At 44.4% G+C, this 26,247-nt stretch carries 18 protein-coding genes; 5 read left to right on the top strand and 13 right to left on the bottom strand.

The window, feature by feature from the left end; genetic code table 11:
• Window positions 1-233: 233 nt before the first annotated feature.
• Window positions 234-1,391, top strand: coding sequence for a tetratricopeptide repeat protein (locus G8O23_RS00285; RefSeq protein ID WP_166360529.1), 1,158 nt, complete (start codon window positions 234-236; stop codon window positions 1,389-1,391).
• Window positions 1,392-1,393: 2 nt separating this feature from the next.
• On the opposite strand, the gene G8O23_RS00280 is transcribed toward G8O23_RS00285, so the two are convergent.
• A complete protein-coding gene (locus tag G8O23_RS00280) occupies window positions 1,394-3,361 on the bottom strand; it encodes a DUF3078 domain-containing protein (protein ID WP_166360527.1) in 1,968 nt (655 codons plus the stop codon).
• A 183-nt stretch (window positions 3,362-3,544) separates the two neighbouring features.
• Complete coding sequence (locus G8O23_RS00275; protein WP_166360525.1) at window positions 3,545-5,878, bottom strand: M20/M25/M40 family metallo-hydrolase; 2,334 nt, start codon at window positions 5,876-5,878, stop codon at window positions 3,545-3,547.
• Between the two features lie 73 nt (window positions 5,879-5,951).
• Here G8O23_RS00275 and G8O23_RS00270 point away from each other — a divergent pair, with 73 nt between their 5' ends.
• Window positions 5,952-6,386 carry a C-GCAxxG-C-C family protein gene (locus G8O23_RS00270; protein ID WP_166360523.1) on the top strand — a complete coding sequence of 145 codons (435 nt, stop codon included), beginning with the start codon at window positions 5,952-5,954 and terminating at the stop codon, window positions 6,384-6,386.
• Between the two features lie 257 nt (window positions 6,387-6,643).
• On the opposite strand, the gene G8O23_RS00265 is transcribed toward G8O23_RS00270, so the two are convergent.
• Window positions 6,644-7,504 carry a DUF4249 domain-containing protein gene (locus tag G8O23_RS00265; protein WP_166360521.1) on the bottom strand — a complete coding sequence of 287 codons (861 nt, stop codon included), beginning with the start codon at window positions 7,502-7,504 and terminating at the stop codon, window positions 6,644-6,646.
• A gap of 13 nt (window positions 7,505-7,517) precedes the next feature.
• Complete coding sequence (locus tag G8O23_RS00260; RefSeq protein WP_166360519.1) at window positions 7,518-9,869, bottom strand: TonB-dependent receptor; 2,352 nt, start codon at window positions 9,867-9,869, stop codon at window positions 7,518-7,520.
• Window positions 9,870-10,361: 492 nt separating this feature from the next.
• Here G8O23_RS00260 and G8O23_RS00255 point away from each other — a divergent pair, with 492 nt between their 5' ends.
• Window positions 10,362-10,853: a hypothetical protein gene (locus G8O23_RS00255; protein WP_166360517.1), complete on the top strand. Its 492-nt coding sequence runs from the start codon at window positions 10,362-10,364 to the stop codon at window positions 10,851-10,853.
• Window positions 10,854-11,143: 290 nt separating this feature from the next.
• Window positions 11,144-13,870: a pyruvate, phosphate dikinase gene (gene ppdK, locus G8O23_RS00250; protein ID WP_166360515.1), complete on the top strand. Its 2,727-nt coding sequence runs from the start codon at window positions 11,144-11,146 to the stop codon at window positions 13,868-13,870.
• Window positions 13,871-13,934: 64 nt separating this feature from the next.
• Here ppdK and G8O23_RS00245 read toward each other — a convergent pair whose 3' ends face one another.
• The gene (locus G8O23_RS00245; protein ID WP_166360513.1) at window positions 13,935-14,753 is read right to left on the bottom strand and encodes a DUF4384 domain-containing protein; all 819 of its coding nucleotides are present in this window, start codon (window positions 14,751-14,753) and stop codon (window positions 13,935-13,937) included.
• A gap of 109 nt (window positions 14,754-14,862) precedes the next feature.
• Window positions 14,863-16,074, bottom strand: coding sequence for an ornithine--oxo-acid transaminase (gene rocD / locus G8O23_RS00240; protein ID WP_317168978.1), 1,212 nt, complete (start codon window positions 16,072-16,074; stop codon window positions 14,863-14,865).
• A 197-nt stretch (window positions 16,075-16,271) separates the two neighbouring features.
• On the opposite strand from rocD, the gene G8O23_RS00235 reads away from it, so the two are divergent.
• The gene (locus G8O23_RS00235) at window positions 16,272-16,829 is read left to right on the top strand and encodes a nitroreductase family protein (protein WP_166360509.1); all 558 of its coding nucleotides are present in this window, start codon (window positions 16,272-16,274) and stop codon (window positions 16,827-16,829) included.
• A gap of 14 nt (window positions 16,830-16,843) precedes the next feature.
• On the opposite strand, the gene G8O23_RS00230 is transcribed toward G8O23_RS00235, so the two are convergent.
• The 7 genes from G8O23_RS00230 to G8O23_RS00200 all read right to left on the bottom strand — a co-directional run bounded on the left by G8O23_RS00230 (window position 16,844) and on the right by G8O23_RS00200 (window position 26,114).
• Complete coding sequence (locus tag G8O23_RS00230) at window positions 16,844-18,814, bottom strand: ATP-binding protein (RefSeq protein ID WP_166360507.1); 1,971 nt, start codon at window positions 18,812-18,814, stop codon at window positions 16,844-16,846.
• 34 nt (window positions 18,815-18,848) lie between these two features.
• Entirely contained in the window at window positions 18,849-19,619 is a 771-nt protein-coding gene (locus G8O23_RS00225; RefSeq protein WP_166360505.1) for a LytR/AlgR family response regulator transcription factor, read from the bottom strand.
• 7 nt (window positions 19,620-19,626) lie between these two features.
• Window positions 19,627-20,520 carry a sensor histidine kinase gene (locus G8O23_RS00220; protein WP_166360503.1) on the bottom strand — a complete coding sequence of 298 codons (894 nt, stop codon included), beginning with the start codon at window positions 20,518-20,520 and terminating at the stop codon, window positions 19,627-19,629.
• A gap of 1 nt (window position 20,521) precedes the next feature.
• Entirely contained in the window at window positions 20,522-21,931 is a 1,410-nt protein-coding gene (locus G8O23_RS00215) for a sensor histidine kinase (protein ID WP_219932337.1), read from the bottom strand.
• Window positions 21,873-23,252, bottom strand: a complete 1,380-nt coding sequence (locus G8O23_RS00210) for a sigma-54-dependent transcriptional regulator (RefSeq protein WP_166360501.1) — start codon at window positions 23,250-23,252, stop codon at window positions 21,873-21,875. Before G8O23_RS00210 ends, G8O23_RS00215 begins: the two co-directional genes overlap by 59 nt.
• Window positions 23,253-23,459: 207 nt before the next feature.
• Window positions 23,460-24,800 carry a magnesium transporter gene (mgtE, locus tag G8O23_RS00205; protein ID WP_166360499.1) on the bottom strand — a complete coding sequence of 447 codons (1,341 nt, stop codon included), beginning with the start codon at window positions 24,798-24,800 and terminating at the stop codon, window positions 23,460-23,462.
• A 237-nt stretch (window positions 24,801-25,037) separates the two neighbouring features.
• The gene (locus G8O23_RS00200; RefSeq protein ID WP_219932336.1) at window positions 25,038-26,114 is read right to left on the bottom strand and encodes a 3-oxoacyl-ACP synthase III family protein; all 1,077 of its coding nucleotides are present in this window, start codon (window positions 26,112-26,114) and stop codon (window positions 25,038-25,040) included.
• Between the last annotated feature and the right edge of the window lie 133 nt (window positions 26,115-26,247).

Below are 26,247 nucleotides of genomic sequence, written 5' to 3'. Positions count from 1 at the left end.
CACATACACACAGTTGTGCCAATCAACAATTGTGCCATGAAAATTTTACTAGTGCTAAGCAGATTGTCATCAAATAAGCTAATCTTTTATAATGGGCTATAAATGCTGTAACCTTTTTTTCCATTCGGCATATAATAGGCAACAAAATCGTGTTATACTATTAAACGCAGACTATGTATTTTCTGATTAAATTTGCAAAATCTACAATTTCACTATACCAAAAACCCATCAACATGCTTAAGCGACTACTGCTAATCTCTATCGTATTACTGTCGGGATGTTCCATTCTAACCCCCTTGCAAAAAAGCAGGTTTATCACCATATCTAATCTAATTGAATCGGCCAAGTATACCGAGGCAAAAGAATCCATAGATGCACTAATTGAGGATGAAGAATCGGCCAAGTGGCCCAGAACATGGTACATGCGTGGACTGCTTAGCCAAACTGCCTACCATGACGGGAAGAGCAAAAATAATAACGACTGGATGAATCTTTACCCCGATCAGATTTTCTTTGCACTGGAATCGTACGAGAAAGCCTTATCGCTCGATAAAGGAGGAAAGATTGAGAAGGATATTGCACCAAAGTATGTGCTACTCGCCAACGAATACCAAGCACTTGGTGATCTGCATTTTAAAAACAGAAGGTATAAAGATGCTCTTAAAGCGTTTGAGGCTGCGCTAAAAGTTATATCGAGCCCTATACTGGCGGTTGAACTCGATCTGAACTTAGTGCAAAATGCCGCCATTGCAGCTTATGAGGACAGGAACTGGGACAGAGCAATTCATCACCTGAGGCGATTACACAACAAAAATTTCGGCGTAAATGCAACCCACTTACTATATGAGGCCAACCTCGAGAAGGGCGATACCCTTGCTGCTAAACAGGTTATTGTTGAGGGAATGACAAGGCATAACGACCACGAGGACTTGGTGCTACTCCTTACCGACCTGCTCTTTAATGAAGGCGATATTGATGGTGCGCTTAAGAATCTCGATAGGGTAATTGCGCGCAATCCAACAAACGCAACTTTTCGTTACACCAAAGGGCTAGTATATCAACGTAACGAACAATACCAAGAGGCAATAAACACCTACACGCAGGCCCTTAGCCATAGCCCCGATGATCCAATGATTTTTCTAAACCTTGCCATTTGCCACTACAACACAGGAGTCAACATCGAAGAGGGCACTCGGACAATTACCAACAACAGTAGGGTACAGGAGGAAAAGGCAAAGTCAAAAGCAGCATTTGACTCAGCCACATTTTGGCTCGACAAGATATACAATATGGGTACAACTGACAGGACGGTGCTATCGAAAGCTTACGAACTATACAAAGCGTTACGAATAAATGATAAGGCCGACAACCTAGAGGACCAACTGAAATAGTATTATATCTTCAATGATAGTGTAAGGCCCAGGAGCTGATTAAATTGTGCCCTAGGGCCTTTCTTCTCACTCCCGTCAGGCAAAAGAATTGGCTCACCAGCCTTGTCAAGAATAGTAAAGTGGATATCATCGTCGTAGATGAAGTGTAGATTTAATCGAATTTTAAAATACATACTTATCTGCTTCTCGAGGCTAAATTCCCAGTCAACATCAACATTCTTGGGCTTATCCAAGTAGTTGGTAAAGAGCCTTACCGCATTGTTAATGCTCATGTCCTTGAGAATATTCAACTTATTACGGAACACCAGCTGTCCCCCCATCTCATGGCGCACCCGCTTGTCGGGATCAATACCATGGTTAACCTGATTGATGGTAACGGTATCGAGTACAAACGTATTCCTGTAGGATAAAGGGGAAATATTGACCGTAGTATTCTTTTCGGGCTTATACTCAAAACCCACACCAATGGTAAAAGTGCCAGGATTCAAGAACTTCGAAACAATATCCTCATTGTTCGGGTAGTTGAACCCCTTGGCCACCTGAGTTTTTCCGTAGATACTTGAACTGAAATCGAGCCTCTCGCGCATTACCTTATTGTACTGTGAGTTTATTTCTACAATATCGGTATTGGTTCGGAACCCATGCTCTTCGGTCCAAGTTGTTCCATACCGGAGCCTACCAGTAGAGGTCCAACGAGTTTTAGCCTCCTTGTTGTTGTACTCTGTTTTTCCGTTGATATCGAGCATACTGTTAAGCGAACTTTCACCCCCTCGAGCCCAGTATGGCGACAGGAAGTTTTGGCTTAAAGAGAAGGAGCTGCTGAAATCGCTATTCCAGTAAATGGGAATCTCTTTAAGCGGATTTAGCGCGGCTAACGTACGTTTTGCTCGTGTGGTTGTAAATGGTATATCGTCTATCATCTTTCTTTCGAGCCGCTCAACATTAACGTCCTCCTCTAGGATTAGCGATATATTTGATTTTGATGGGTTTCCAATCCAAATTGTAATGGAATCATTTTTCGAATTCCTCACCCAGTAGCGAACTAAATCATCCTTGCCAGTGCTAAGCCAAAGCGATGTTTTGCGACCCGCCAAATCGTTGATGTGCAAAAGAAACGAGTCACGTTGATATGTGTATGCGAGTAGTTTTTCCACAGCATACCTAAGTGAATCTGGCATTCCTAAGCTAGGCACGATGTTAAACGGCGACTCCTCGTTAGCCTTGTACACAGGGATAATCTCGGTAAGTATAACTGTTGATGAGTCGGGTGAAAAACGATAGGTTTTCCCACTTCGCGGCTGAATAATTGAAGGGACTACCCCCCTATCGGTGAGTTGATGAATCCTCACCCTTTTAGCCTCCAAGTACGATGTGTCAACATACGTTCTAACAATGGTATCGTAAGGCTGAAGCATCGACTGGATATCGGATAGCATAAAGGCAACGGAATCGGCTTGAGGGTATGATGAGGTATCCTTAATCCTCTTTACAATAGTAATTTCCTTTACAAACGGATCCTTATCTAGCCCAATGGTATCAACAATAAATGATGTTGGCCCAAGCCAACGAAGAGGCAGTGTATCGCTTTTGTATACTCTACCCCTAGATACCTTAACCGAGTCGTACTGGAATCGTTTTAACCTATTGCTAACGCTATCGAATGGCTCAACAAAATGATGTACCAGCCTCTCAACTGACAACCGCATTGTATCGTCACCCTCCCTCCACAGATTACTCTTGGCAAGCAAATTGGAAAGATATTCCGATGCCGATTCGGGTGAAAAAACAATTGGCTCAGGAATGGTATCAACGGCAAGAGCCAACGAATCTGCCGTCACAACAAGCGAATCGCGGCTAACACTAACAGTATCAACGCTTAAATTAACGGAATCGGGAATAGATTGGGCTTGGCCCACAAGTGAAAAGGAAAAACCAAAAATGATAACAAGAAGAATGAGATAATTACGCATTGCTCTGAAACTATTAATAAAATAAATCGACCGGATGTTTTATGCACAGTTACAAAACGGATAATTTTCGTAGATGTTTCAATTTACAATCGCTATTTGCGAATCACCTCAAACCCAGCGTAGTTCTTTGATAAAGCCTATTGCCTCCAATATAAAAGAACTATATTGGTTGCACACAAATACCTACCTAGCTAATTTACTTGGCAGTACTTGGGTGGTTTTAACCACAGTAACCATACTTTCGAAACCTGTATCGGGGATTATATGTGGAGGCATAGGTTCAACATTGTCAAAATCAGGTATTCCATGTACCACTTCAATTAAACCAAACGATAATGAGTCGACACCTTGGTACTCCACCCTAACCCTATCGCCACCATAGGTGGGGGCAAAAATTTGGAACCGATAGCTCTCGATACGCTTTACGTAGGGCACATCCAAATCGGTCAACTCCTTTCCGTTAACCGAGAAAGATAGCAAGCTGGATGATAGGGGTAAAATTAGCTCAGTAATTACTGGATTAATCTTCGACTTGAGAAGAAACTCAACGGCTCGTGTTTCTGTTTTCACCGAATCGTAAATCATTTCAATACTGGGCTTCTCAAACCCTAAATATTCGGCTTTTGCCTTGAGCCTCGCTCCTGTCCTCCAAGGATAAAACTCCGATGCGTCGCCAATGCTATCGTCAGAAAAAAACTGTTTATTCCAATCGTCCGTATTTAAGTTCGACGAGAACCAGTAGGCTTGCTCGGTATCGCTGAGCGCTGCATACAAAACATTGCTTTGCAAAGGTTGTTCGGGGGTTGGCTTGGAGTTTACATGGGCCACAATAAGCACTATTGCACTTGCAAGGAATAACCCAATGGGTAGTAACCTTCGAAAATGTGCCATTGGATACTCAAGAAGTGGCAACGAAAAGAGCAGAAGCACAATAAGGAGTCCTGCTCCCACAAAGGGCATGCTTAGGCCAAACACAATGTATATCAAGCTAATGTATGGACTTATCATAAAAACTAAAGGCAACAGCCCAACAAGTAACACCACATGATAACTCCAGGGTCTTTTATCCTTATCGATATCAACAAAAAGCAGTACGATTGCTGATAACAAACCAAAGAGCAGTGGTACAAGGGTTAAGTACGATGCTGTGGGCATCTTCCAAATTATTGCACCCGACAGGAGAATAAACAGTAAAAACACTGCTGCTAATGAATTGAATATATGAATTCGCTTTAGGTAAAACGGGTAGAGCAGCCCGAAGAAAAACAACACAACTAGGGAGTAGGCAAGATAGTAGTATTTTACGTTGTAGAAGTTGCTCATATAAAAAGCAGCGTAATGAGGGTAAAGCTTCAACACAAGCTCATTAACACCCCATACCGAACCAACCGAAATGCCCGCAACCAGCATTAAGTATAATAGGCTAAAAAAAATCTGGCTAAATCTAATATGCTTTCGTGCAAACCCCAGCATCAGAAAGAAAAGGAATAGCAAAACGACGAATACAAGGATCCATACATTAAGAGCCGAAGGGAAATACAGCATTTTATGACCAAGGAAGTTGAAGTACACCAAGTCGGGGGCTTTGGTTTGGACAATGGGGATATTACCAAAATGATGAGCAAAGCTCATTATGTAGCTGCCCATATGCTGCAAACTTGCCAAGTTAAGATTTTCGGGAGTATCGGTTGCGCTATGGTAATTTACAAATCCATCCACAATGGCCACGTTAATACCCGATAAGCCTGCATTCTTAAACACTGTAAAGTCAGTGTTGTTAGGAATCATTTGGTAAACCTCGTACATCATCGAGCCAGCAAAAGGCCTTTCCATTCCCTTGGCAAACTCCTTAATAATCCATCCGTTTTGCGAACTCACCTCGAATGCCAGTGCAGGCCCCATATTACCCCTAGCCTCAATATTTAGCACCAGGCCAACATCCATCATCCAGGGATGATCCTGCACAAAGGCCTCGGCACCCAGTAGCCCAACCTCTTCCGCATCGGTAAATAGGAATACAATATCATTTTCGAGGTCGAAGTGATTTTTAATTACCTCTGCAGCCTCAAGCATTGAGCCAATAGCTATGCCATCATCGGCAGCACCAGGCGTATGGGGCTGAGTATCGTAATGCCCAACAACCAGTAGCGCTTGCGAAGGGTTGGTTCCTTTAATACGACCTGCAACATTGGTTACGTTTGCAAAAACCGGGAATCCATCGTAGCTGGCAACTGTGGTGGACTGAACATCTACCTCAAGGCCAATCCGTTCCAACTCCTCAACTATGTAATTGCACACCACTTCCTTTTCAGGGCTACCAACCATATGTGGCCATTGGGCATTTTTTTCGATATGAATAAATGCTCTAGCTGCCGAGAACACATCGGCAGGCGCATTAATGCTCTGGGGCTGGGGAGGTGAGGTTAGCTTAATGGCCAGGATGGGGAAAAGGGTAAAAACTAACAGTACGAGGAAGGCGAATAGGTAACCAGAAAATTTTAACTTTGGAAATCGCATAGGGTGTTGGGTTAGAGGTTACACTGCCAAATATACAAAAACAGATGAATTTGAGTACAAACTGATTAAAAATATGGAAAGAAGAAACAAGGCGTTAGCCCTTTTCGACAACGGGTACAGCTGTGCCCAAGCAATTCTTATTGCCTTTGCCGATATTGCAGGGATAGAGGAAGAAATGGCCTTTAGAATGGCCGCAGGGCTTGGAGGAGGGGTTGGCCGAACCCAAAACATTTGCGGAGCCATTAATGCTGGCGCCATTGTGCTAGGATTACGCCACGGAAACTACGCACCCGATGATTTGGAGGCGAAAAATAGGCTGGCCGAAATGGTTGGGCAGTATGTTAATGAGTGCAGAAAGGAGCTGGGGGCTACGCAATGCCTTGAGCTAACCAAGGTAGATTTAAACAACCCAGAGCTAAAGCAGCTTGCCAACGAGAGCGGATTGCTTGCAAAGATATGCAACAATGCGGTATCGAAAACTGCCGATATTCTGACCAAGTATTTATAGTAGTAGTTCTGCTGCAATATCTGTGGTAGTTGTGTTTGAATTAAACGCAAAGTCACAAAAGCGCAAACGCTTAGGAACTGTTTAAGTTTTGCCTTTTAAAATTTGAAGGTGCCCTCGTAGAGCCTACCTGGCAGGTTATGGCCTGAGAGGAGGGAGATTCGCTCGGTGCCTGGTTTATATTGACTTTTCGACTCACCTACCCAATTAACCCCCTATTTAATTGTATTTCTACGAAATAGGCAGTAGAAGTAAAGCTATTACCGTGGCAATACCGATGCGCTTGCCCTTTTAACGGAGTATGCAGCAAAGTAACCAATTGCACCATTGGTAAGGTTTGTACGTGGATTAGCAGGCGGACCACTAAACAGCGGAGCAGAGCGCCACGAAGCCTCCTGCGCCTCGCTTAAAAACCGAAAGTAATCCTCGGTTATACCACAAAACCCAACGGTAATGGTATCGCCTTCGGACACCGCCCCCCTTCTATCGCTAAAAAAAGTGATGGTAACACCATTGGTATACTCGCCATTGAAGAAGGTATCGTCGACTAATGAGTAATTGCTCAGCGAATCGGTTTGCAACTCGTTATTGATGTATATTAAGAACTTATAAAAATCTCGTGTATCAGCAGGATCCTTGGCAAAACCTTGCACCTCCCACCCTTGCCACAGCTGGCGGTATACAACCCTAATGGAGTCCACATCGCCCAAAGGTAAAATGGTGCTACTAGCCGAATGGCTCGTCAAAACGCCATCGCCCAGCAGATCGAGATTACTAACGAGCAACGTGTAGGTTTTGCCCACCTCGCCATAAAAATTGGGCTGGGTAAGGTAAACCCCTTTCTCTGTTTCACTTTCGTTGAGGGGATAGTAGGTAGTACCATCAAAAATTTCGACATCTGCACCAGAGATTCCCTGAGGAGGCGAGTTCTTAAAATAGTCGCCAGTGGAGGTTATGGTAACCCTATGAACCGTTGTGTCGGTGGTAATCTGTCCAAATATTACTGGCCGAGTATAGGTGCTATCGAGCTCAATGTCTATCACCTCGGTGCAGGAGCTCCACTTCAATCCAACAACAAGGGTTAAGAGTAATAATCTGATTATGTTTGAAGTGTTTTTCATAGTAACTCCTAGTCTAGAACTTAAAGTTATAGGTTATGGCTGGTAGTATAGAGAACAGGTAGGTCATCTCGGCATAGGTTTCGCTTGGGTTAGCCCTATCCTGCACAAAATTTATTGCCCACGCATTCTTTCTGTTATACACATTATAAACCGACAGATTCCACTCGCCCTGCCATTTCCTTTGGGTTTTTGCCCTTGGTCTATAGCTTAATGCAAAATCGAGCCTATGGTAATCGGGGTATCTAAATGAGTTCCGCGATGTGTACAGAGGAATAACAGTACCCATGATCTCGTATCGTCCGGCAGGAAAGGTTGCAGGAACACCCGTTGCGTAGATCCAATTGGCCGAAATGGTTAGCTTCTCATTAAAATCGTAGCTGGTGACTATGGACACATCGTGGGGCTTATCGTAGGGAGCCGGGTATGGATTACCTTGATTTACATCCTCAATTGTTCTGAAAGCCCTAGAGTAGGTGTAGCTTACCCAGCCATTGAATCGTCCCAAATTGAACTGAGCAAACGCCTCCACTCCATAGGATTCGGCAGTACCTATACGAAGTTCACCCTCAAGCTTCTCATTAAGAAACAAATTGGCAAACTCCTTAAAATCGACAACATTTCTCATCGATTTATAGTACACCTCAACCGATGTTTCAATAGCATTGTTAAAGAAATTTTGAAAGTAACCAACGGCCCATTGATCCGAAAGTTGAGGCTTTACATTGGGTGATGCTGAGAACCAAATGTCGAGCGGAGTACCCGCCGCCGAGTTGGATGCCTGTTGGATGTACTGTACCGTGCGGGAGTAGCTCCCTTTTACCGATTGCCTATCGTTGAAAGCAAAGGTAAACCCAAGGCGGGGTTCAAGGTTGACGTATGTATTGTAAAAATCGTTATCGCCATACTCTACAAAATCCTCGGCCTCAAAAAACTGGTTGTAGTTGAAAACCTTTGCAGGCCCTAGATTCTGAAAAGCCGACATCCGGAGTCCATACTTAAGAGAAATTAAGGAGCCAATGGTTTGCTCATTCTGCGCATAAACACCGTGCTCTAGTGAGTACCCATTGGGAATACGCAGCTCTCCAAAAATCGACTCATCGCCCTCTCCCTTTGCTGTACCCGGACTTAAAACGTGATATGTACTCTGTGCTCCAAAGCGAATGGTGTTGCTGCTACCCAAAAAGTAGCTAAAGTCGAACTTGGCGCTATAATCCTGCATATCCGACAACCACGTGAAGCCACTCACTTCACCCGAGCCACCACCCAAGTAGTAGTCGTAGCTAGTATATATTAGCGAGGTGTTTAGGAATAGCTTGGGGCTAAAAAGGTGATTCCATCGGGCGGTTAGGGTTTGGTTGCCAAAGCCAAATCCTGCAAAGTCGTTGCGGAATATATCGCGACCAAAGTAACCCGACAAGAAGAACCTATTGTTATCGTTGAGCCTATGGTTAACCTTTAGCTTCAAGTCGTAAAAAAAGAGTTCGTTATCCCTCACGCTCTCGTTGGCTGCAAATGGCAAAAATATATCGGCATAGGTTCGTCGGCCCGACACAAGAAACGATGTTGCCTCGCTAAGGATTGGCCCTTCCACGGTTAACCGGCTCGAGATGGTTCCAATGCCGCCCACGGCGGCAAACTCCTTAGAGTTACCCTCCTTCATCCGCACATCCAGCAGCGATGATAGTCGGCCTCCACTGGATGCGGGTATATCGCCCTTATATAATTTCACATCCCTTATGGCATCGTTGTTAAATACCGAGAAGAACCCCATTAAATGCGAAGCGTTGTAAACGGTAGCCTCATCGAGGAGAATCAGATTCTGATCCATTGCCCCTCCCCTAACGCTGAACCCCGATGCACCCTCGGATGTGCTCTGCACTCCTGGAAGCAGCTGGATAGCTTTAATAACATCAACCTCTCCTAGCAGAGCAGGCATTCGCTGAATGGTTTTGATATCGAGCTTTGCCACGCTCATCTCGCCCCGGGTGATATTGGCGTTGGGCCTCTCGCGCGATATGACCACCTCCTGCAGCTGGGTTTGATCCTCTGCCAGCTCAACGGTTAGGCTTACATTTCGGTTCAGGTGAACAATATGCTCCTGCTTTGTATAACCTAGATAAGAAAATACAAATGTGTAAGTACCCGGAGTTAACGAAATGGAATAGAACCCGTAGCTATTTGAGGTAGAACCTTGGGTTAACTCCTTTATAAGGATTGTTGCTCCAATAAGTTCCTCTCCAGTGGCTGCATCACGAACATATCCACTTATGCTGTACCGTCGGGCGGCATCAATCTCTGCAAAGGCAACTATTGGGCCGCTGAAACTAAGTATGCCTAACACTAGGCTGAAAAAAATCTTACTCATAGGGTTTGATAAATCTACATCACTATGACGCAAAAGTAGACCAATTGTTCAAGATACTCGTCAAAAAATATAAACAGCATAGAATATTAAAACTATTAGCGACCACTCCCTTTAGTATTCTTGAATATCAATTTAAAAATCTAATTTTTCGGAATAGTCCCTGTTTGTCCTATACTTAATGTATGCTCCTACAATCAAATCGAAAATGAGCAAGAACAACAACCCGGCAAAAAATCCTACTATAAACATGGCTCATAGTTTTAAAAACAACATAAAGGCATAACAACCGAACATTTTCACATATCGTACCACAATCGTTATTTCATTGTTTTTCTTTACCTTAAACAACTCCATACTTACCATAACTGTTCGCATTCAATACATCAGCGTTCAAAAGCGAACACAAAAATCATATACTCATTAAACATTTGATTGATAAGTCAATCTAAATAGAGAAATTATTTAAACTTTAGCTTAGCAAAAATAATTACTATGAAAACTATCTACTGGAAAAAGGGAGTCTTCAGCTCAACCTATCAGCTATTCACCTTGGGTACCCCAATTGGTAATTTACATAGCAAAATGTGGTCCAATGATGCCACCGCAACAATAAACGCTAAACGTTACACATTTAAGACAAAAGGCTTTTTAAGCCAATCGACTCTTATTGTGGATTATGATATAAATAGAATAGTTGGGCGTATCACCTATAACAGCTGGCGTACAAAAGCTCTGATTGAGTTAGAAAACACAACGGCAGAGCTAAAGTCGGAGAACATCCTGAATTCGGTGTGGGGTATGAGGGGGAAGAATGGCGAAAGGTTTAAGTACAGTTTCTCAATGACAAGCGGAACGATTACGTATAGCATTGCCGATGACACACTAGTGATAGCTGGTCTTTACGCAAAAAACTTCTTCAGTCAATCATCCATTGGTGTATTCATCGCAATATTCCTACCCCTTTACATCGTGCTGTTCACCTAAACCCACAATCAATTCAACAGATTTTAATAGCTAGCTGACCTATGCACAGCTAGCCTTTTACACTTGCACTGCTCGACAAGAAGACATACAGCACAAGCCATTTAACAGCAGGTTCAGAAAAAGAAATAGCACATCAATAGCACTGGTGCTGTATCGTTTGCGCAAAAATTAGCTCCTAGCTAATAATCACCAAATTACTATTCCAATATTTTTAATAATTTTGTAAGCTCAGATAAAATTGTTTAACAAACAATAATTTCATCATAAATCAACAACTAAAATTTATCACAATGTCGATTACTAAACGTGTTTACACCTTCGGGAACAAGGAAGCCGATGGTGATGGCAAAATGAAAGAGTTGCTTGGCGGGAAAGGAGCCAACCTAGCAGAAATGAACCTAATCGGAATTCCAGTACCTCCAGGCTTTACTATAACCACCGAGGTGTGTACTGAGTACTATCAGCTAGGTGAGGATAAAGTGATAGAGCTACTTAAACCTGAGGTTGAAGCAGCCATGAAAAAGATTGAAGGCATCATGGGCACAAAGTTCGGCAGCAAAGAGAACCCACTGCTTATGTCGGTTCGCTCAGGGTCACGCGCCTCGATGCCCGGAATGATGGACACTGTTCTTAACCTGGGCCTAAACGACGAGGTAGTAGAAGGACTAGCAGCCAAAACCGGCAACCCTCGTTTTGCATGGGACAGCTACCGTCGCTTTATTCAGATGTTTGGCGATGTGGTAATGGGTATGAAGCCCGAATCGAAAGAAGATCATGATCCTTTCGAAGAGATTATCGACCATATGAAGGAGGAGCGCGGTATAGAGCTGGATACTCAATTCTCACCCGAAGATCTTAAAGAGCTTGTAAAGCGTTTCAAAAAGGCGGTTAAGGATAAGACTGGCAAAGACTTTCCAACTTGCGCATGGGAGCAGCTATGGGGTTCAGTAATGGCCGTATTCAACAGCTGGAACAACGACCGCGCCATTGCATACCGTCGTATGTACAAACTCCCCGACGATTGGGGTACCGCTGTGAACGTTCAGGCTATGGTATTCGGCAATATGGGCGATAACTCAGCCACAGGGGTTGCCTTTACCCGCGATGCTGCTACCGGCGAGGATATCTTCAATGGCGAGTACCTTATCAACGCTCAGGGCGAGGATGTGGTTGCTGGTATCCGTACACCACAGGAGGTTACTCTCGAGGGCTCAAGGCGTTGGGCTAAACTTCAGAACATCACTGAGGAAGAGCGCAAAGCTAAATTCCCCTCGCTTGAGGAAACCATGCCCGAGGCATACAACGAACTTAATACCATCCAGCAAAAACTTGAGGATCATTACAAGGATATGCAGGACATCGAGTTTACCATTCAGGATGGAAAACTCTGGATGCTTCAAACCCGTAACGGAAAGCGCACCGGTTTCGCAATGGTGAAGATTGCCATGGATATGCTTCGCCAGGGTGTAATTGATGAGAAAACTGCTGTTCTCCGCCAGGAGCCTCAAAAACTCGATGAGCTGCTTCACCCAGTATTCGATAAGGCTGCCCTTGCAGGAGCAAATGTGCTTGCCAAAGGGTTACCCGCATCACCAGGGGCTGCAACTGGTCAAATAGTATTCTTCCCCGAGGATGCTGAGGCGTGGCATGCACAGGGCAAGGAAACTATCCTTGTTCGTATTGAGACCTCACCAGAGGATCTTAAGGGTATGGCCGTAGCTAAGGGTATCCTAACCGCTCGTGGTGGTATGACCTCGCACGCTGCCGTTGTTGCCCGTGGTATGGGTAAGTGCTGCGTTTCGGGTGCTGGTACTGTAAAGATTGACTATCGCGCCAAAACCATGACCTGCGATGGTAAAGTATTTAAGGAAGGCGATTGGATTTCGCTAAACGGATCAACTGGCCAAGTGCTTGAAGGTAAAATTAAGACTATGGCTGCCGAGCTTAGCGGCGACTTTGCCGATATTATGAAGTTGGCCGAGAAATACACTCGCATGAGCGTACGTACCAATGCCGACACTCCTAAGGATAGCAAGATTGCCCGTGAATTTGGTGCCAAGGGTATTGGCCTTTGCCGTACCGAGCATATGTTCTTCGAAGGCGACCGTATTAAGGCTATGCGTAAGATGATTCTTGCCACCGACGAGGCTGGCCGCCGTAAGGCCCTATTAGATCTTCTTCCAATTCAGCGAGAGGACTTCGAGGGCATTTTCGAGGCTATGGACGGGCTACCTGTTACCGTGCGTTTGCTCGATCCCCCTCTACATGAGTTTGTTCCCCACGAGGAGGCCAACCAGAAGGATATGGCCGCTGAGCTCGGAATTTCAGCTACTGAGGTAAAGAGCCGCGTTGACGACCTACACGAGTTTAACCCCATGATGGGACACCGTGGTTGCCGTTTGGGCATTACCTACCCTGAGATTACCGAGATGCAGGCTCGCGCTATCATAGAGGCTGCTGTTAACCTCAAGAAGAAAGGCGTAGTTGCCATTCCTGAGATTATGATTCCTCTTATCGGAACCGTTGAGGAGTTCAGAAACCAAGAGCAGATCATCCGTAAAACCGCCGAGAAAGTATTTGAGGAGAAGGGTGACAAGGTTGAGTATTTGGTTGGAACCATGATTGAAATACCTCGTGCAACCCTAATGGCCGATCAGATTGCCAAGGAGGCAGAGTTCTTCAGCTTCGGCACCAACGACCTTACCCAGATGACCTTTGGATATAGCCGCGACGATGCTGGCAAGTTCCTACCAGTCTATACCATGAATGGTATTCTAAAGAACGATCCATTTGAGGTACTTGATCAGGAAGGTGTTGGCCAGCTGGTTAAACTAGGCGTTGACCGTGGCCGCTCAACCCGTAAGGATCTTAAGGTCGGTATCTGCGGTGAGCATGGAGGTGAGCCTAGCTCAGTTGAGTTCTGCCACCGCGTGGGCATGAACTACGTTAGTTGCTCTCCATTCCGCGTTCCAATTGCCCGCCTTGCAGCAGCACAAGCAGCAATCAATGAGCAGTAATCAGATTCAATTGCAATAAAAAAACCGCCTCGTTAAGGGGCGGTTTTTTTATTCTACAGTGGTGTTACCTAACGGTAAAGGCATGATAATCGACCACTCTCTCGTTGGGCATTATGCTGTATATCCATGAAAAAATGGTTTCGGATGATGTGAGTTGCTCCGTGCCAGTGTGGTTTAAAAATTGAACAGGCTCCTTGGTAAATACAAATACCATTCGATTTGTATCGACTCCTTTGCCGCTTTTAAACGCTTCGTAGTCTAAATATCCAAACGGAAATTTCATTTCAACATTAGCATTAATAAGTTGAAACTTTTCGAATTTATTAGGATAAAGCAACCCAGTATAGTTATCGGTTATGCTAAAAATATGCAGGTAGCAATCCTGCGTTGAGAATAGGGAGAACGAAATAAATTCTCCTTCGTCATAAATTCCTTTTATACCATCGACCTTTACATTAAAAGTTGGGTCGGGCTTTGTTGAGTATAATATCACCGATGCATCTATAGTAACCTCAACCATAAATAGGTTTGTAACCTCGTCGACTTTCCGACGATGGCTTACAATCTCGTAGTTTTGTATTGCCCCTTGCAGCTCAGCATGAATGTCGGTACTAAAGAACTCGGTGAAGTCGTTGTTAAGTTCACTCCTAAAAAGGTTCTCGTAGGTTTGAATCTTTTCACCTACCCCTGCCCGACGCAGCGCCTCGACCTTTGCGTTGTTCAATGCTTGCCTACGAGCCTCCTCCTCGCTTATTCGTCCCACAATTTCGGCCTCACCAGTTGCCCCTTTCACATGAATAATTTCTTGAGCGCTTATACTTGACGAGAAGAGCAGCATAGTTACGAGGCACGTAAAACTCATCAAATGGGATATCTTAACCATACCAATATGTTTTAAAGTGTTTATACACCAACCAATTATAGTGCCAATTTACAAAGAAAGCCGTTACTACAATAGCAACGGCTCACTTTTTTCGATTTTGAATTAGCAATTATTCAAATTTTTTGAATACCGCTTTAATCTTATCCATAGCTTCGCGCAACTGCTCCTCAGTTATCACAAGGGGTGGTGCAAAGCGGATAATGTTACCATGAGTTGGCTTGGCCAATACGCCTGCCTCTGCCATAGCAACGCAAACATCCCAAGCAGTTTTGCCAGGCTGGTTGCGGATTACAACAGCATTTAGCAAACCTTTACCCCTAACAAGTTCAATCATATCGCTCTTAATGCTGCGGAATTCTTCTCTGAAGATTTTGCCAAGACGCTCGGCATTCTCCTCAAGTTTCTCCTCCTTAATCACCTCAAGGGCAGCTATGGCCACCTTGCCAGCAATAGGGTTGCCACCAAAGGTAGAACCGTGCTGTCCGGGCTGAATGCAAAGCATGATATCATCGTCGGCAAGTACAGCTGATACAGGGAATACACCACCCGAAACCGCTTTACCAAGGATTAGAATATCAGGACGAACGTTTTCATGATCGCAAGCTAGCATTTTACCAGTACGAGCAATACCTGTCTGCACCTCATCGGCAATGAAAAGAACGTTGTTTTTCTTACACAGCTCCGATACTTTTGTAAGGTATCCTTCGTCTGGCACAAATACTCCAGCCTCGCCCTGAATAGGCTCTACAAGGAAAGCAACCACGCTCTTATCTTCCAAGGCTTTCTCAAGGGCAGGGATATCGTTGTAAGGAATAACTACAAAACCGGGGGTGTATGGGCCGTACTCCGCTTTGGCATCGGGATCGGTACTCATAGAGATAATGGTAGTGGTACGACCGTGGAAGTTGTTTTCGCAAACAATAATTTTGGCCTCACCATCCTTAACACCTTTCTTTTGGTAACCCCACTTACGGCTGAGCTTAATGGCTGTTTCGTCGGCTTCGGCACCTGTGTTCATAGGAAGAACCTTGTCGTAACCAAAGTACTTGGTAATGTACTCTTCGTATTCTCCTAACACGTTATTATAGAAAGCCCTAGAGGTTAGGGTAAGCGTTTTGGCTTGCTCAACCATTGCGTTAACAATTTTTGGATGGCAATGGCCCTGGTTTACGGCAGAGTAAGCCGAAAGGAAATCGTAGTACTTCTTCCCTTCAACATCCCAAACGAAAACACCTTCGCCTTTCTCAAGTACAACTGGTAGCGGGTGGTAGTTGTGCGCACCGTACTTATCCTCACGGGCCATGTAGTCTTTTGCTGTCATCATAACTGTTTCGATTTTAATAAATTAATATACAAGTAATTACATCTTTTACAAAGATACTCTAATTTTTACACAATCATAAGGCAAGTTTCCCAATTTTCAAATATTTAACACCTAGAAACCTGTATGTTAAGAAACATAGTGAACTAATATTTGCTTACATTTGTTGTGATAGTATAAACAAAAAAGTTAACAGAATGAGCAATCAGGTGCTAAAACATATTGTGAACAGAAAAAGTGAGTTGGCTTTTGAGCCGAAGCTGCTTTCGCAGGAACAAATTAACTCGCTTTTTGAGGCTGCCCGATGGGCTGCCTCATCATACAACGAGCAGCCATGGCAGTTCTACTACGTTAGCCGAGACAACTGGGAGCAATACAGCAAAGCCCTTAACACGCTAGCTGAAGGCAACAAGGAGTGGGCAATAAATGCTTCGATGCTGATTTTTAGCGTTGCAAACACGGTGCTGGCCAAAACTGGCAAGCCCAATGGTTATGCACTACACGATACAGGCATGGCCACTGCAAACCTAATGATTCAGGCCGATGCCCTTGGGCTTGCATCGCACCCAATGGGCGGTTTCGATAGGGACCTGGTTAAAGCAATGCTCGGGATTGCAGATGATTTAAAACCAGTAGCAGCAATTGCAATAGGATTTTCGGGGAACACCGACAGCCTGAGCGAAAGCAACAGGAAAAGAGCATTGGCTCCTCGGCAAAGGAAAGGGATTAATGAAATAGCAATTGGAATTAAGTAAGCAGGGCCTAGCCTTTACTCTTCATCACCACTACTAGCGGGCTTGTTGGGCAAACGAAAGAAGAATGAAGCCCCTTCGCCCGGCTTGCTCTCTACCCAAATCTCGCCTTTATGCTTAAGCACAAAATCTTTACATAGCATAAGCCCAAGCCCTGTACCTTTTTCGCCGCTCTCGCTGGTGGTTGTTACCCCAGCCTCGCCGGTAAATAGTTTCTCCTTTATGTGAGGTTCAATGCCCTCGCCAGAGTCGGTTACAGAAACCAGCACCGACTTCTCCTCAGCTTTTGCCTTGATGGACACAACGCCTCCGTTGGGGGTAAACTTAAGCGCGTTGGAGAGTAGATTACGGACAACGGTTTTAATCATATTGGAGTCGGCAAAAACCTCTAGCCCATTGGGCACTTTGTTTTTTATCTCAATCCCCTTCTCTTTGGCCTTATGCTGCATTAAAAACAGCTCATCCTCAACCAGCCTGCTCATATTGTGCACCACAGGAAGGTATTGAATTGTTCGGGTTTGTAGCCTTGACCACTGTAATAAGTTATCGAGAAGCATATTGCCCTTTAGGGCATTGTCATGTATAATCCCCAGAAATGTGGCCACATCCTCGGGTGAATAGCCAGCAAAATCGGTAATGAGCAGCTCTGAGTAGCCAGAAATGCTATTGAATGGATTTTTCAAATCATGTGCAATAACAGAAATGAGCTTGTTCTTTATGGTGTTAATATCCTCGAGCTCTTTGTTCTTCTCGTCAAGGGCTTGAACCTTTTGCTGAATAGTCTCCTTTTGGGTTACAATCTCACTATTCTTTTGGATAAGTTCGTGGTTTACTGACTTCACCCTTCTATTCGACATTAGAATAATAACCAGCATTACGAGTACAACAACTAAAAACACGCCAGTGAAGAACAACATCCACTTTTGGGTTTTTATCACCTTAGCATTAATGGATTGCTCTTTTCTTAAAAACTCATTTTCCTTTATTTGCCCCTCTACCTCGAAAGCTGCTTGAATTTGGGCTATTGCCTCGGTTTGTTGAATACTGTATAGGGAGTCTTTCAATTCGCTTTCAATCTTGAAATATCTTGCAGCATCTCTGTATCGTCCTCTTTTCTCAAATATTTTTGCAAGAATAGCTGCGGTGTTCTTCTCCTCAGTTAATGACCCAAGCTCCTGAGCCAGCAGCATGCTTCTTAGGGCAAAATTTGTGGCATCGGTATAGCTTCCTTGGAATAAGTAGGCCTCGGAAATGTTTCTCAGGGTTGCTATCATTCCAAACTTGTCGTCCTGATCCTTTCCTAGCTCATAGGCCCTCATATGATACTCTAGCCCTTTGGCATACGATCCGGTTTTATGATAAACCAGCCCAATGTTACTAAGGGTGGTCGCGACTCCCCTGCTGTCAGCGTATTGCTCGTTTACCTCAAGCGCCCTATAGAAATACTCCAGAGCTGTTTCAAAATCGTTCTGCCTTAGGCTTACGTGTCCAATATTGTTAATAATTATTCCCACATCACGTGGCTCGTTGGTGTGGTTGCTGTACGACAAGGCCTTTTGGTAAAACTCAAGGGCTCTTGTATCATTCTTTATTTCGGAATAGGCGTACCCCACGTTATTTAACGACGACATAAGGCCAACATAATCTTCAATCTGCTCGCGTATGGATACTGCCTCCATAAGATCTGTCAACCCTTGGTCATACCGGCCCATAACAACTTTAGCCGTACCCATACTGTGTAGGGCGCCTGCTAATCCCTTGGGGTAATCTACGTTATCGCACAGGTGAAATGCCCTTAGGGCATACTCCAACGACAGCCGAGGATTGTTGCGACGATTGTTGTAGGCCAAATCGTTCAGTGAATCGATTAAAGTAATAACCTCCTGCTGATAACCAGCCACATCGTTGGCTACTGGTGCAGAGTAACCGAAGAAGGTGCATAGCCCAACGAAAGCAACAAGTAAAACTCTATTTAATTTAATTCTCATAGCCTAGGGTTAAATCCAACGAATAACTCACGCATCAAAAAACAAACCTATTTTTATCCAGATTTTTAAGCAACTCCTTTAGCACATCACGTTTCCTTACGGCCACCGGAATGTGTTCATCATTATTTAGTACTACGTGACTATCGGGAAAACGATTGTATTTTTTAACAAAATTAAGATTTATAAGGTGCGACTGATGTACCCTAAAGAAGCCTGAGTCGGAAAGAAGATCGTCAAAATCCTTAAGTGTTTTCGATACCATAATCTTGGGGCGATCGGTAAAGTAGAATATGGTATAGTTACTTTGCGACTCACATCGTACAATACTGCCAACCTCGGCAACAACCAGCTCGTCAAGGGTTTTAAGAAGAATTTTCTGCGGGTTATTCTTATTGGTCTTAATGTTATCGACAAATGTTTGGAACTTGTGGTTTGTCTCCTCCTCGCGAATGGTCTCGCTCAGTTTCTCAATGGCATTAATCAAATCGGTGGGGTCAACAGGTTTAAGAATGTAGTCGATGGCGCTAAACTTAAATGCCTTGATGGCGTACTCCTGGTATGCAGTGATGAACACGAACTTAAAGGTGATTCGATTGAAGTTCATAAGCAAATCGAAACCTGAGCCATCGGGCATTTGGATGTCGAGAAAGGCTACATCGGGGCTTAGGTCTGTTATAAGTTTCACCCCCGATTGCACATCGTGCGCTTGCCCAACAACCTCGATGTTTGGGCAAAACAGCTTGAGCATGCTCAGCAACGACTCCCGAGCCAAGGCCTCATCATCTACTATAACTGCAGTTATCATAGCTTCGCTATTTTACAATTAGCGGTATATGGAACCGAACCAAGGTTCCTTGTGCTTCGCCATCGGTACTTTTGGCCAAATTTACTATCTCCATCCGCACCAATCTGCCATAAACTTTCCGTAAGTTTTTGAGTCTTTCTCGCGTTATACGGGTGGCTAACGACTGGTGTTTCTCCCTGTTGCTATCGCCCATATCGGAAGAGTGCTTTATGCCTACCCCATTATCCTCAACCTCAAGCAACAGGCCGCTATCCTCAAATAAAAACCTGATGCAGATGTGCCCCTTACCCTCAAGGTGAATAATACCGTGCTCAATAGCATTCTCAATAAAGGGTTGCGCTAGCATTGGCGGAATAAGGTGGTGTTCCAAATTTATATCGGGCGATATGCTAATGGTATACTCAAACTTATGATCGAACCGCATGAGCTGCAAATCGAGGTAATGTTCAATGGTCTCCTTCTCCTTACCAATTGATATATGTTGAACCCTAGAGTTTTCTAGAATCAGCCGAACTAGCTTGGAAAAGTTGGCCAAATACTTCCCAGCCAAGTATGGGTCGTTTCGGAAGATATAGCTTTGTATAGCTGTGAGCGAGTTAAAAATAAAATGAGGATTCATCTGCGAAAGTAGGAGCCTTTGCTCAAGTTCTACAATCCTCAGCTTGTCCTTCCTTCGGTAGTAACCCACAATAAAAAATACCAGAGTTGCTGTTACCACAGCAATGGTTATCAATGGAGCCGAGATTGAGCAGGTTTGAAAACACTCCGACAACCAGTTGAGTTTAACAGACCCAACAAGCGAGTTATAGCCATAATCAGTGGCTGCTGAGGAAACAGACGAAACACCAACCATACCAAAAAAGTATTTACCTACAATGCTTACTATGTAGTTTATACCCATACTAAAATGTTAGTGTAAAAGTTGACCCCTGCCCTGGTAGCGAGAAAGCTGTTATACTCCCGCCATGAAGCCTCATAATCTGTCTCGATAGGCTAAGCCCGATTCCAGAGCCCTTTGGCTTGGTGGTAAAGAATGGAATGAAAATTTTGTCGAGCACCTCAGGCAATATTCCCTCGCCATTGTCGGATACCTGAATGGTTACCCTTCCTCGCTTGTTCAAAAATCCCTTCATGGTAATTGTGGGTTGGGCACAACCGTCAAGTGCATGCACCGCATTCTTTAGCAGATTAATTATAACCTGTTCTAACAGTTCATCATCACCTGAGAAGGATATGTTTTCGGGATCCACATCAAACGTAAAGTGGATATTTGCACGTCGGAACTCCTCATCGAGGAGTGGCGCAATGCTACTGAATAGTTCAGAAACCTTAATAATGCGAAAGTTAGGCTTGGGAATGCGCGTTAAGTTGCGGTAGGTATTTACAAAATGCATAAGCCCAGTGCTTCGCTTGTGTATGGTTTGCAATCCTTGCTGTATCTCCCCCACAGTCTCCTCATCGAAGGTTGCATTGGGATTCTCCTCTCGGGTCTGATTAATGGACTTAATCATAGAGTCGATAGTGGATGACAGCGAAGCAATTGGGGTGATTGAGTTCATAATCTCATGGGTAAGCACGCTTATTAGCTTTTGCCAGGCTTCGGTTTCTTGCTCCTCCAATACGCTCTGAATGTTCTTGATGGTAGCCAATACAATATGCTTAGCCTGCACTTTAATCTCGGTCCCATATATTGCAAGCTGCAAAATATCATCCTCCTGCTGAACCTTAACCAGGATGTTCTCGCCTGGATTTAGCGTGAGGAGCCTATCTACCAGCTCGGAGCTAATGGTATAAAGCTGTTTAATGTTCTTTAACCCAGTAATTTGAAAAAGACGTTTAGCCGATTTGTTAATCATCTCAACTGTTCCGTCGCGTTGATACGCTATAACACTTACATCAATGTTCTGCACAATACTTTGCAAATACTGAAAGTGCTCCTCCTTCTCGCTCCTTACCGTCTGAAAGTCTTTAATTACATCATTAAACGCACGGCTAAGCTCGTCGAACGAGCTACCCATCCCCTCAACCTGAAAAGTGCGGGTAAACTCCGAGAATCGAATGGATTCGAGAAAGCTGGCCAGGTCTCGATTGGTTTTATCGACATACTTGTACAATGCGTACACTTGCATTAAAGCAAGTACAGCAATGAGCACAGGAGTAATAAAAAATTCAAAATTCACCCAAGTGTAAAAGAAGACAAAAATGGTAGCGGTGAGGAGGATCAGCCTAATGGTGGCATTAACCCTAAACTTCTTATAAATCATACTTCTCCATTCTTCGATAAAGCGATGTTCGGGTAATACCAAGCTCATTGGCGGCCTGGGTTATATTCCCTTGGCTTTGCTTTAGCACTTTGGTAATTATTAATCGTTCAATCTCATCGAGATTGAAGGTTTCAAATTCCATTGACGAACCGGTGGATGACTTTTGGCTCGAAAGGAAGAAATCGTCGGGTTGCAGCACGTTAGAGTCACTCATAATGATTGCTCGCTCAATGGCATGCTGCAGCTCGCGAACATTTCCTGGCCATCCGTAGGTCTCCAACTTTTTTATAGCTTCGGCGGAGATATTCTTGATTTTCTTCTTGTACTTTTTGGTGTAAACAGACAGAAAATGGTTTGCCAGCAAAGGAATATCACCGTATCTCTCCCTAAGGGGTGGCAAGTGAACCTCAACAGTATTGATACGATACAGCAAATCCTGACGAAAAGCACCCTCGCCAACCATACTGTGTATGTTGTTGTTGGTAGCGCAAATCAGCCTAACATCGGTTGACTTTGGCTTATTTGACCCAACGCGCACAACCTCCCTGCGCTCAATTACCGTGAGCAGCTTGGCCTGTAATGGCAGCGATAGGTTTCCAATTTCGTCAAGGAAGAGCGTGCCTCCCGAGGCAATCTCGAACCTTCCCGGTTTATCCTTCTTGGCATCGGTAAAGGCGCCCCGCTCATGGCCAAAGAGTTCGCTTTCGAATAGCGTTTCGGCAATCGACCCAAGGTCAACGCTAATAAATACCTCCTCGCTTCGGGGGGAGTCGCGGTGAAGGGCTCGAGCCACCAACTCTTTCCCTGTTCCATTTTCGCCTAGGATAAGAACATTGGCATCGGTTTTTGCCACCTTTTTAATGGTGTTGAACACGCTGAGCATGGCCTCCGACTTGCCAATAAAGTCATGGAAGGGACTATCCATAACATTGCTAATCTCCTTTTGCCTTTCCTTTAAATCGGAAACTTGCTTTTGCGATTGCTTAAGCTTAACGGCCGAGGACACGGTTGCAATCAACTTCTCGTTATGCCAAGGCTTGAGGATAAAATCGGTGGCACCTGCCTTTATTGCTTTCACAGCCTTTTCGGCATCGCCATAGGCAGTTATAAACACTACGATGGCCGATGGCTCAATTCCAAGAATACGCTCCAGCCAGCTAAACCCCTCCTGACCACTTATGGCATCCTTGGTAAAGTTCATATCAAGGAGAATTACATCATACTCTGTTTTGCCTAGCAAATCGGGGATATCGTTTGGATTTGCCGTAGTATGCACCAGCTCAACGTGTGGCTTGAGCAATAGCTTTAAGGCGAAAAGAATATCCTCGTTATCGTCAACAACTAGTATTTTTCCATTTTTTGCATTCATATACGGAGCGTTTATATGGTTCAAATAATGATGTTCGCATATATTTGAGGGTAAATATATAAATTTTGTTTGGGTTGACAGGTAGTAATTTGCGACATTTAAAGTTACAGTTGAAAAGCAACTGCAACGATGCTCCAGCAGAAACGAATAAACTGCTGAGTACATATCGGTATTCAGCAGTTTATCAATTTGTGTGGCCAACACTAGCTATAGTCCAAAATACCAAGTGGCAATGGAAAGATAAATTAAAACCCCAGCAATGTCGGCCATTGAGGTAATAAGAGGTGCGCTTGCTGTGGCAGGGTCGAGTTTTAGCTTGGTGAAAACAAAGGGCAGCATAAGACCCAAAATACTACCAGTAACAACTGTTAGGGTCATGGAGCTGGCTACCACCATCACAATTTCTGGTGCACGCACACTGGCGATAAGGCTTACACCAAGGGCCATGGTAACACCTAGCATTAGCGACACAAAAAACTCTTTCCCAACAAGTAAAAACCAGTCCTTGGTTTCAACATCACCGGTTGCCAGTGAACGGATCATTAATGTTGCAGATTGTGCTCCTGCGTTACCCCCGCTGGCAATAATTAGCGGAAGGAATAGTAAAAGCCCACCGACCTGCTGAAGGGTTGCTTCAAAGCTCTCAATAATGCTTCCCGAAGGAATATTCATAAACACCAATGCGGTAAGCCAAAATACCCGCATTTTATACAGCAAAGTGATTTTGGCCTTCAGTGGGTTTACAATGGCATCCTGGAATGCACCGAACTTGTGGAAGTCCTCGGTGTTCTCCTCCTCGGCCACGTCCATCATATCGTCGAAGGTAACAATACCAAGCAGTAGCCCATCGTTGTCAGTAACGGGTAGTGCTACCCTATCCTGATCTTGAAAAACCCTGATGGCCACTTCCTGGTCGTCGAATGCATGTAGTGCCATGAAACGATTGTCCATAAGATCCTCGATCTTTTGATCGGGGGTGGCCAGCAGTACTTCCCTAATGCGGATATCGTCAATTAAACGCCAATCGTTATCAACAACGTAAACCACGTTTAGGGTCTCGGAGTCGCGGCCGTACCTGCGGATATGATCCAAGGCTTCCTCCACCGTGAAGTGAGGCTTAACCGCCACGTACTCCGGGGTCATCAATCGGCCAATACTATCCTTGGGGAAACCCAATAGCTTGGTAGCCACGGTTCGCTCTTCGGGCCTCAGCAGCTGGATGAGACGCATAGTGATTTGCCCGGGCAGCTCCTCGAAAAAGGCTGTACGGTCATCGGGATCCAAATCGTTAAGCAGGCTCGACAGCTTGCTAACGTTTTGGGCTAGGCCCTCAATTATCTCCTCCTGTTTATCATGATTTAAGTGCTGGAATGCATCCTTTGCCAAATCGCGGGGCAGAAGCCTAAACACGATGATATCATCCTCATCGGACAGCTCCTCAATAACTTCGGCAATTAAATAGGGTTCTAGCTGGATGATCTCATCCCGTAACCTCTTCCACTGCTTCTCTTCGATTAGCTCCTGGAAGTTTACTGCTATTTCTGTCATAATCTCCTTACAGTTTTGGTCTGCAAGGATGCACTTGACCCTTACAGACTAGTTTGAATTACACTTTGTACTAGGATAAGGGTCCTCGTCCATATCGATTAAAATATTGGTTACGGGCGCAAAAGTAAGGTTATTTATTCACTTATCCTTGAGATTATGATTTTTTCTTGGTAAAGCACAAACGATTAGACACCCATTATATTGATTTGGTGCAACCTTAAACCCTTATAAACAGAACTATTGCCTGTAAACAAACGAGTTAATATTCATCCCCGCGCCCACGGAGGCAAAAACCAGCACATCTCCTTGGGCAATGGCATGATTGGGTACCTGTCCTCTGAGAATCATATCGTAAAGCGTGGGCACTGTAGCCACTGAGCTATTGCCGAGCTCGTGAATATTCATGGGCATCACAGGGGAAACGTCCCTGCGAATACCGTGCAGCTTGTAAAATCGTTGCACTATGGCCTCGTCCATCTTCTCGTTGGCCTGATGAATAAGCACCTTTTTCACATCGGAAATAGGCAGTCCCGACTTTTCTAACGCCACTTTCATAGCCGCTGGCACGTTGGACAGGGAGTACTCGTAAATCTTTCGTCCATGCATTTTGATATACCTAATGCTAGGGTTGCTATCGGGAGCATTCGATCGCCCTAGGTATAAGTAGTAGGCCTCCTCGTTGGTATGCGAAACCATAGCGGTTGACAGTATTCCTGTTGGCTCATCGCCCTCAGCTGCCTCAACTATTGCAGCACCAGCACCATCGGAGAAAATCATCGAATCGCGGTCGTACACATCAATAACCCGCGACAGCGCATCGCACCCAATTACCAAGCACCGTTTGGCCAGTCCCGATTTAATGTAAGCATCGGCCTGAATTACCCCTTGTATCCAACCTGGGCATCCGAAGATTAAGTCGTAGGGTATGCATGACGAATTTTGGATATTAAGCTTATTCTTTATCCGCGAGGCAAGGCTTGGCAACACATCGGTTTGAATGGTATCGGGGAATACATCGCCAAAATTATGAGCCACAATTATCTGGTCGATAGTCTCACGATCAATCCCTGCCTGCTTTATTGCCTCTTCGGCAGCAATGGCGCCAATATCGGAGGTGTTTTGCTCTTGGGTAGCCCAACGGCGTTCGGAGATACCGGTTATATCCCTAAACTTATTCACTATCAGCTCGCTATCTCCCTCAATGGCTGTCTGATCTTTCTCAAAGAAAACTTGCTTTACAAAATCGCTGTTTTTAACAATCCTATTGGGGATATAGCTACCCGTTCCAGTAATTACAGTATTAATTCTTTTCATCGCCATAAAAGTTTATTAAACACTAATAATGAGTTAATCTCTTAGCTGAAAGATTTGAAAACTCAAATGTGAAGATGAGCCACAATTATTTCATATATTTTGGGTACATTAGCTCTTTCTCTATAGGCTATAG

It is taken from the genome of Perlabentimonas gracilis (assembly GCF_011174675.1).
GTDB lineage: Bacteria > Bacteroidota > Bacteroidia > Bacteroidales > Tenuifilaceae > Perlabentimonas > Perlabentimonas gracilis.
This window is presented reverse-complemented; position numbering and strand designations above follow the sequence as displayed.